The organism is Catenulispora pinisilvae, from assembly GCF_015356865.1.
Taxonomy (GTDB): Bacteria; Actinomycetota; Actinomycetes; order Streptomycetales; family Catenulisporaceae; genus Catenulispora; species Catenulispora pinisilvae.
The window spans coordinates 1-6,422 of the sequence record NZ_JAAFZA010000386.1 but is presented as its reverse complement, the minus strand read 5'-3'; the positions used below and the strand labels follow the sequence as shown (position 1 = coordinate 6,422).

The following is a 6,422-nucleotide window of genomic DNA, read 5'->3' as shown; positions in this document are numbered from 1 at the left end:
GGGCGGCGGGGGCGCGGCGGGCGGGAGCGCGACGGCTCCGAGCTTGCTCGGTTCGGCCGGCTCGGCCGGTGGTCAGAGCAGCGCGGGGGGTGCGCCGACGAGCGCCGGCCAGCCGGGCGGCTCCTCCAGCGCGAGCAAGGCGGGCCGGCCGTCCGGTTCGGCGCCTTCCAGTGCCGGCGGTCCCAGCGCCGTCGGGACCGGCGGCCCCAGCGCTCCGCCGTCGCAGCAGGCTGCGAAAGCTCCGGCTTACGTCGGGCGGCTGGCGTCGAATGCGGCGCAGACGTCGTCTTCGACCTCGGTGACTTTGCAGACGTCGGGCTCCTCGGCCGGCGGTGACACGTTGGTGGTGTCGGTCATGCTCACCAACACGCACTCTGGCGGCGTGGGTGCCTCCGACAGCGCGGGCAACAGCTACTCGGTGGTCGCGGACCAGAGCGACGGGGCGGGTGACCGTACCCTGATTCTCGCTGCGGTCGGGGCCAGGGCACTCGCCGGCGGCGGCTCGGTGACGCTCAGGTTCCCGGCCACCTCGGAGCATCACGTTGCGGTCGACGACTTCTCGGGCGTGACCGGCATCGGCGGGCACTCGTCGGCGACTGCGGCCTCTGGGCCCTTCGCCTCCGGTTCTGCCTCCGGCGCCGGGATCGTCTTCGGGGTCGCGGGGGTGCAGGGTGGCGAGAACGCGACCTGGGGTTCGGGATTCACCGCGCTGCCCACGCTTGTCGTGGCACCGGCGGACCAGCTGGCGAGTGCCTACGAGAGCGTGGGGTCGGGCAGCTTCCAGGCATCAGGGGCCTGCGATCACCAGTGGATGGCGGCGGTCGCGACCCTGACCGGCTGAGGTCGGCTGGACCGACTGGACCGACCCCGACGGCATCTGGTCGGTCCCCGGGCCGGCGCGGGTATCAGTCCTTGGTCTGTGTCGGTGACGAACCGGCGGTCGCGGACAGGACGCGCAGGCCGTCGAAGGCTTGGGCGAGATGCTCGTCCACGCTCTGCGAGGGGTCCTCGATCCAGGATTCGAGGGCGTGATGGAAGGTGGCCCATCCAGTCTGCGCAGCGAGATCGGCGACCTGGTCGCTGATACCCCGCTGCCGCAGCGCCTGCGCGAGGGCCTGAGTCAGCGACGCGTTCTTTGCCAATTCGCGTTCACGCAGGGTCGGCGTCCCCGCGATGATCTCCAGTCGAGGCTCGGAGAACGATCGATTCTCCTCCAGGATGAGTCCGGCACGCCGAAAGGCGCGGAGCAGCATCTCGAACGGCTGTAGACCATCGGGCGCCTCGGCCACCGCCTGCGTCAACGCGGCACGCAGGTCGGCCTCGCCGGCGAAGAGCACTTCGCGTTTGTCCGGGAAATGCCGGAAGAACGTGCGCTCGTTGACGCCGGCCCGCGCGGCGATCTCCGCGGTCGTGGTCTGTTCGAATCCGCGTTCCCGGTACAGCTCCAGGGCCGCTTGCTGGAGTCGGCGGCGCGCATCTTCTCCACTTCTGGGCACCCGCCGAGTCTACCGCGTTGCGCCAGCCGCTGGCGCAACGTGTAGAGTCAGCGACTGGCGCTAAGAAGCGCCAGTGACTGGCGTTAACTCGGAGGTAGCTCATGCACGTCTTCGTCACCGGCGGCACCGGCCAGACCGGCCCCGCCGTCGTCGCCGAACTGGTCGCGGCGGGTCACACCGTCACCGGGCTGGCCCGATCGGAGGCCGCCGCCGCACGGCTGGAGTCACTGGGCGCCAAGGTGCACCGCGGATCCCTGGACGACCTCGACAGCCTCAGCCGCGGTGCCGAAGCCGCCGACGGAGTCCTGCACATGGCGTACGGCGGCGACTATGCCGATCCGGAGGGCCTCATCCGCCGGGACTGCGCCGCGATCAGCGCGCTGGGAGAGGCGCTGGTCGGGTCCGGCAAGCCGTTCGTCAGCACCTCGGGAACCCTGGTGACCGGAGCCGGCAAGATCGCCACCGAGCAGGACGCACCGGATCCCGACTCGATCGCCGCGTTCCGCATCCCGGGCGAACAAGCCTGTCTCGCGTTCGCCGAATCGGGGGTCCGCGCCAGCGTCGTCCGGCTCGCGCCGACCGTGCACGGCCCGGGCGACTACGGATTCATCCCCGCTCTCATCGCCGCGGCACGCAGAGCGGGCGTCGCCGCATACATAGGTGACGGCACCAACCGCTGGCCGGCGATCCACCGCCTCGATGCCGCAGCCGTCTTCCGGCTGGCGCTGGAGAAGGCTCCCGCCGCGAGCGTGCTGCACGGCGTCGGCGAAAGCGCCGTCACGATCAAGAGCGTCGCCGCGAAGATCGGGCAGATACTCGGCATCCCCACCGCGTCGCTGACCCTCGACGAGGCAGCTGGGCACCTCGGAAACCCGTTCCTGGCCAAGTTCTTCTCGCTGGACGTCCCCGTCTCAAGCGCGCACACCCAGAGGCTCCTGGGCCTGACGCCGAAACATGCGACCCTGCTTGAGGACCTTGAGGCCGGCGACTACTTCACACCGCAGGCCAGCATCCGCGCCGAGGAAATCTGGCTCCGTCACTAGCCAGGGGTCCGGGCCGATGCGCGTCCACGATCGCGGAGGGTGTCATACTCTCCAGCGGGCTTCGCGCGGAGCAAAGCCGCAATCGGGACAGGGGAACCGATGGGCGTGCGAGAGCACCCGGGGGCGTCGGGCTTCGCGGCGCTGACCTTGATCATGGTCGCCGGCACGGTGTACCTGACGGACCGGGCGACCGGGGTGAAGGCCGACGAGCAGGCGCTCGCCCGGGCGCGGCCCTGTGCGAGCCAGGTGGCCGGGGACCGCGACTGCGTCGAGGACGTCGCGGGTGCGGCAGTCGGACCGCTGCGGGTGGCGGCCAGGGGCACGGTCGCCAAGCTGAAGGTCTCCTATGGGGGCACGCAGTCGCCACTCACGTTCCCGCGCGGGGTGCGGCCGGTGTTCGAGCAGATCCAGGATGGTGACTTCGTGGCCCTGCGGACGTGGCACGGCGCCATCGTCTCCGCCACTGCTCAAAGCGACACGGAAACCACCTCCAACGCGCCGTCCGAGCGGTATCGCTCCCAACTGACCGGTGCCTTCGTCGCGGCCGCGTTCACGGTGCTGCTGGCCGGGATCACCGTCCTCGGCGCGGTGCTGACCGACCTGATCTTCGGGTACTCGCGCCGTTGGCTCGGGTATGGCATCGCCGGTGTCGTGATCTTCGGGGGTTTTGGCACGGCTGGCAGCGCAGCGGTGATCTCCGAAGGAGGAAGCGTCGGCGCCGCCCTCCTGACGGCACCGATCGTCGTCGCGGCGGGTGTCGTCATCGTCGGCGGCGGCTACCTTTGGAACCTGCTCAAGCGTCGCCGTGAGACGGAACGCTTTATGCGGCGTAGGACAGCGGGCTGACTGGCAGCCGCGAGGCACGACATCGCCGCCTCACCCGCCGGCCCCCTCCAACCGCACCGCGAAAGCCGCCGCCGCCAACTCCGCCACACCATGCGGATCCGCCAGCGACCGTCCGGTCAGCTCCTGTATCCGCCGGAGCCGATACCGCACCGTGTTCGCGTGGCAGTGCAGCACCTCGGCCGCGCGTTCCGCGGAGCCGGCGTTGTCCAGGTAGGCGTTCAGCGTTTCCAGCAGGGTGGCGCGGTCGTCTGTCGGTAGGCCCAGGACCGGGCCGAGGACTTTGGTCGTGAGGCGGCGTCGTTCGTCGGACTCGTAGACCATCAGCGCGGCCAGTGGGCTCGGGTCGAACTCCCGCACCTGCGCGCGTCCCGTCGGCAGTCCGGCCAGCGCCGCCTGGGCCAGTCGCAGGGCGCGCGGTGTGTCGTGGACTGATGCGAAGGCGGGGCTCAGGCCGGTGCGGGCCCGGGCGGTGGCGCGCAGGACCGTCAGCATTTTGTCGTACCGGTCCTCCTGGAGTGACACCACGCCGAGCTGTTGGGCCGGGGTGAGGCGCCAGCCGGACACTATCCCTTGGTCCTCCAGCCGCTTCTCGACGTCCGGGAGGCTCGCCTCGGCCAGGCCGCGGGTGTCGGCGGCGACCACGACCAGGACGCCGTCGCGGTGCAGGCCCAGGAACTCCGCGGCTTCCCAGGGGGCTGCCTCAGGGCCCGGATAGCCGGTCAGCAGTGCCTCGACCAGGGCTGAGCGCCGGGCCTGGCGGGCCCGCATCAGTTCGGCGGTCGCCGCGCGGTAGGCCTCGGTGAGCGCGATGGCGTGCTGGTCGGTGAGCTGGAAGATGCGGCCAGCGGCGGCGAGCAGCGCCTCGGCGGCGGCCGGGCGTCGGTGGTCGCCGGTGTGCGCCAGGAGGGCGTCCCACAGCGTGGTGAAGACCAGGCGGTAGCACTGAAGCACCTCGGGCAGCGGCGCGCCCTGGTGCGCGCGGCGCCGTCCGGTCGCGGACGGCGCCGCCAGGTCCAGCGGGACGGCCGCCGGCTGGCCGATGGCGGCGATCAGGAAGCGCAGGTTCTCCTCCACGGACCGCCGCAGCTCCGGCCCGTCGACCACGCTCCCGTCCCGGTAGAACGGGATGCGCTCGACGGTCGCGGCGCAGGCCTGGTCGATCAGCCTCGGCAGTTGGGAGGCCGCCCAGGCGGCCAGCTCCGGAAGCTGCGACGGTCCGCTTTCGGTCATTACTCGCTTTGCCAGGTGAAGGTCGCCTTGCCGAAGTCCCGGGCTTCCAGGTCGGCGCGCTTGATGAGCCAGTACAGGCGGCCGGTGTCGCCCCACTCCATGGCCGCGCGGCCGTCGCTGTCGACCTGCATCAGCATCACGAGTTCGGACAGCAGCTCGCGGCGGGCGGCCTTGGCCGCGTCGTCATCGCCCGGGGCGACCGCGTGGGACGCCTCCTTGGCCACCGAGCCCGCCTTGGGCAGCGAGTACCCGCCGACGCGGTGGTGCGGGGAGTGGTCGCGGCGGAAGGTGGTGAGGGCGTCGTAGAAGCCGTCGCCGTCGTCGGTGTACGGGAACTCGGTGTAATCGTCGTCGGCCGTGGGGTCGGCGTCGGCGTCACCGAACGCCGCGACCAGGGCGGCGTTCTCGTTGTCCGGGGCGGTCGCTATCAACTCCCCGGTCAGCATGATGCGGGGGAACGCCTCCAGACCGTCGGGCACCGGACGCTGCGAGACGTCCGCGGAACCTTCGGGCACGTAGATCACGCGCGTGCCGCCGGTGATGCTGTCCGGGTCCAGGTACTGCACCGCGTCGTCGCCGACACCGTTGTAGTAGAAGAACAACAGCATCCCGTCGTTGGGCACCGGGATGTCCAGCTCCTCGACCGGGATCTCGCCGCAGTCGACGGCCGCGATGAACGACAGCGGCCCGTGCCCCTCCCACTGCGGCCAGGCGACGTCCGCCGGCAGCAGCGGCTCGCCGCCGAGATAGCCGACCAGCGGCTCACCCTCGTTCTGCTCGCGCAGGTGGAATCCCGGGCGCAGCAGTTCGACCCACTTCTTGGCGTTCTCCGCGCTGAAGAACTGCCGGCCGGCTTCCGCCAGCGGTGACTCACTGATCTCCATGCGCGGAATGCTTTCAGGTGTCCGCCCGCGCGACAACCCGTTGCGGGATGTTTGTGCACGGCACCCAAGAGTTCTGTCATCCGGCACAGCCGCCGCGCGATCTGCCAGGCTAACCCACTATCCCGGCCTCGTAGGCCAGGATCACCAACTGGATCCGGTCCCGGGCGTCCAGCTTGGTCAACAGGTTCGCCACGTGGGTCTTCGCCGTGGCCAGGCTGATCACCAGCTCGGCGGCGATCTCGCTGTTCGCCAGGCCGCGCGCGACCAGGGCCAGCACCTCGTGTTCGCGCTCTGTGACGCCGGCCAGCCGGGCCCGGGCGCGGCTTCCGGCCCGCGGGTCCCGGGCCGGGGCGGCGTCGCGATCGGTGAAGTCCGCGATGAGCCTGCGGGTCACGCTCGGCGCGATCAGCGCGTCCCCGGCGGCGACCACCCGCACCGCGGCCAGGATGTCCTCCAGGGCCATGTCCTTCAACAGGAAGCCGCTGGCCCCGGCGCGCAACGAGCCGTAGACGTTCTCATCGTCGTCGAACGTGGTCAGCATCAGGACCCTGGTCCCCGGCGCCTCGGCCCGGATCCGGCGGGTCGCCTCGATCCCGTCCAGGCCGGGCATCCGGATGTCCATCACCACCACATCCGGCCGCAGACCGTGCACCAGACGCAGCGCCTCGGCGCCGCTGCCGGCCTGCCCGACCACCTCGATGTCCGGGGCGTCGGTGATCACCATCACCAGCCCGGCCCGGATCAGCGGCTGGTCGTCGGCGAGCAGGACCCTGATCTGGCCGGTACCGCCGATCACGCCGGGATCCGCGCTTCCACCCGGAACCCGCCCTCCGGCCGCGGTCCGGCCGCGAACGACCCGTTCAACAGCGACACCCGCTCCCGCATCCCGGCCAGCCCGAACCCGAAGCCGCCCGCCCCGAACC

The 6,422-nt window shown here is 71.2% G+C and carries 6 protein-coding genes and 2 pseudogenes; 3 read left to right on the top strand and 5 right to left on the bottom strand.

Annotated features, from left to right (window positions below):
• Window positions 1–841 (top strand): annotated as a pseudogene (locus tag IZR01_RS47320) (hypothetical protein); the annotation flags it as partial.
• Window positions 842–905: 64 nt separating this feature from the next.
• Here IZR01_RS47320 and IZR01_RS47315 read toward each other — a convergent pair.
• Window positions 906–1,496, bottom strand: coding sequence for a TetR family transcriptional regulator (locus IZR01_RS47315; protein ID WP_194927677.1), 591 nt, complete (start codon window positions 1,494–1,496; stop codon window positions 906–908).
• Window positions 1,497–1,597: 101 nt separating this feature from the next.
• Between IZR01_RS47315 and IZR01_RS47310 the strand changes: the two genes are divergently transcribed.
• Complete coding sequence (locus tag IZR01_RS47310; RefSeq protein ID WP_194927676.1) at window positions 1,598–2,539, top strand: SDR family oxidoreductase; 942 nt, start codon at window positions 1,598–1,600, stop codon at window positions 2,537–2,539.
• A 99-nt stretch (window positions 2,540–2,638) separates the two neighbouring features.
• A complete protein-coding gene (locus tag IZR01_RS47305) occupies window positions 2,639–3,385 on the top strand; it encodes a hypothetical protein (RefSeq protein WP_194927675.1) in 747 nt (248 codons plus the stop codon).
• 30 nt (window positions 3,386–3,415) lie between these two features.
• Here IZR01_RS47305 and IZR01_RS47300 read toward each other — a convergent pair whose 3' ends face one another.
• From IZR01_RS47300 to IZR01_RS54615, 4 genes and pseudogenes are all read right to left on the bottom strand, one after another.
• A complete protein-coding gene (locus IZR01_RS47300; protein WP_194899427.1) occupies window positions 3,416–4,615 on the bottom strand; it encodes a PucR family transcriptional regulator in 1,200 nt (399 codons plus the stop codon).
• Entirely contained in the window at window positions 4,615–5,499 is an 885-nt protein-coding gene (locus IZR01_RS47295) for a YwqG family protein (RefSeq protein WP_194927674.1), read from the bottom strand. The genes IZR01_RS47300 and IZR01_RS47295 overlap by 1 nt, the downstream gene beginning before the upstream one ends.
• A gap of 109 nt (window positions 5,500–5,608) precedes the next feature.
• The gene (locus IZR01_RS47290) at window positions 5,609–6,295 is read right to left on the bottom strand and encodes a response regulator (protein ID WP_323746740.1); all 687 of its coding nucleotides are present in this window, start codon (window positions 6,293–6,295) and stop codon (window positions 5,609–5,611) included.
• A pseudogene (locus tag IZR01_RS54615) lies at window positions 6,292–6,422 on the bottom strand (sensor histidine kinase); the annotation flags it as partial. The pseudogene IZR01_RS54615 and the gene IZR01_RS47290, both read right to left, overlap by 4 nt.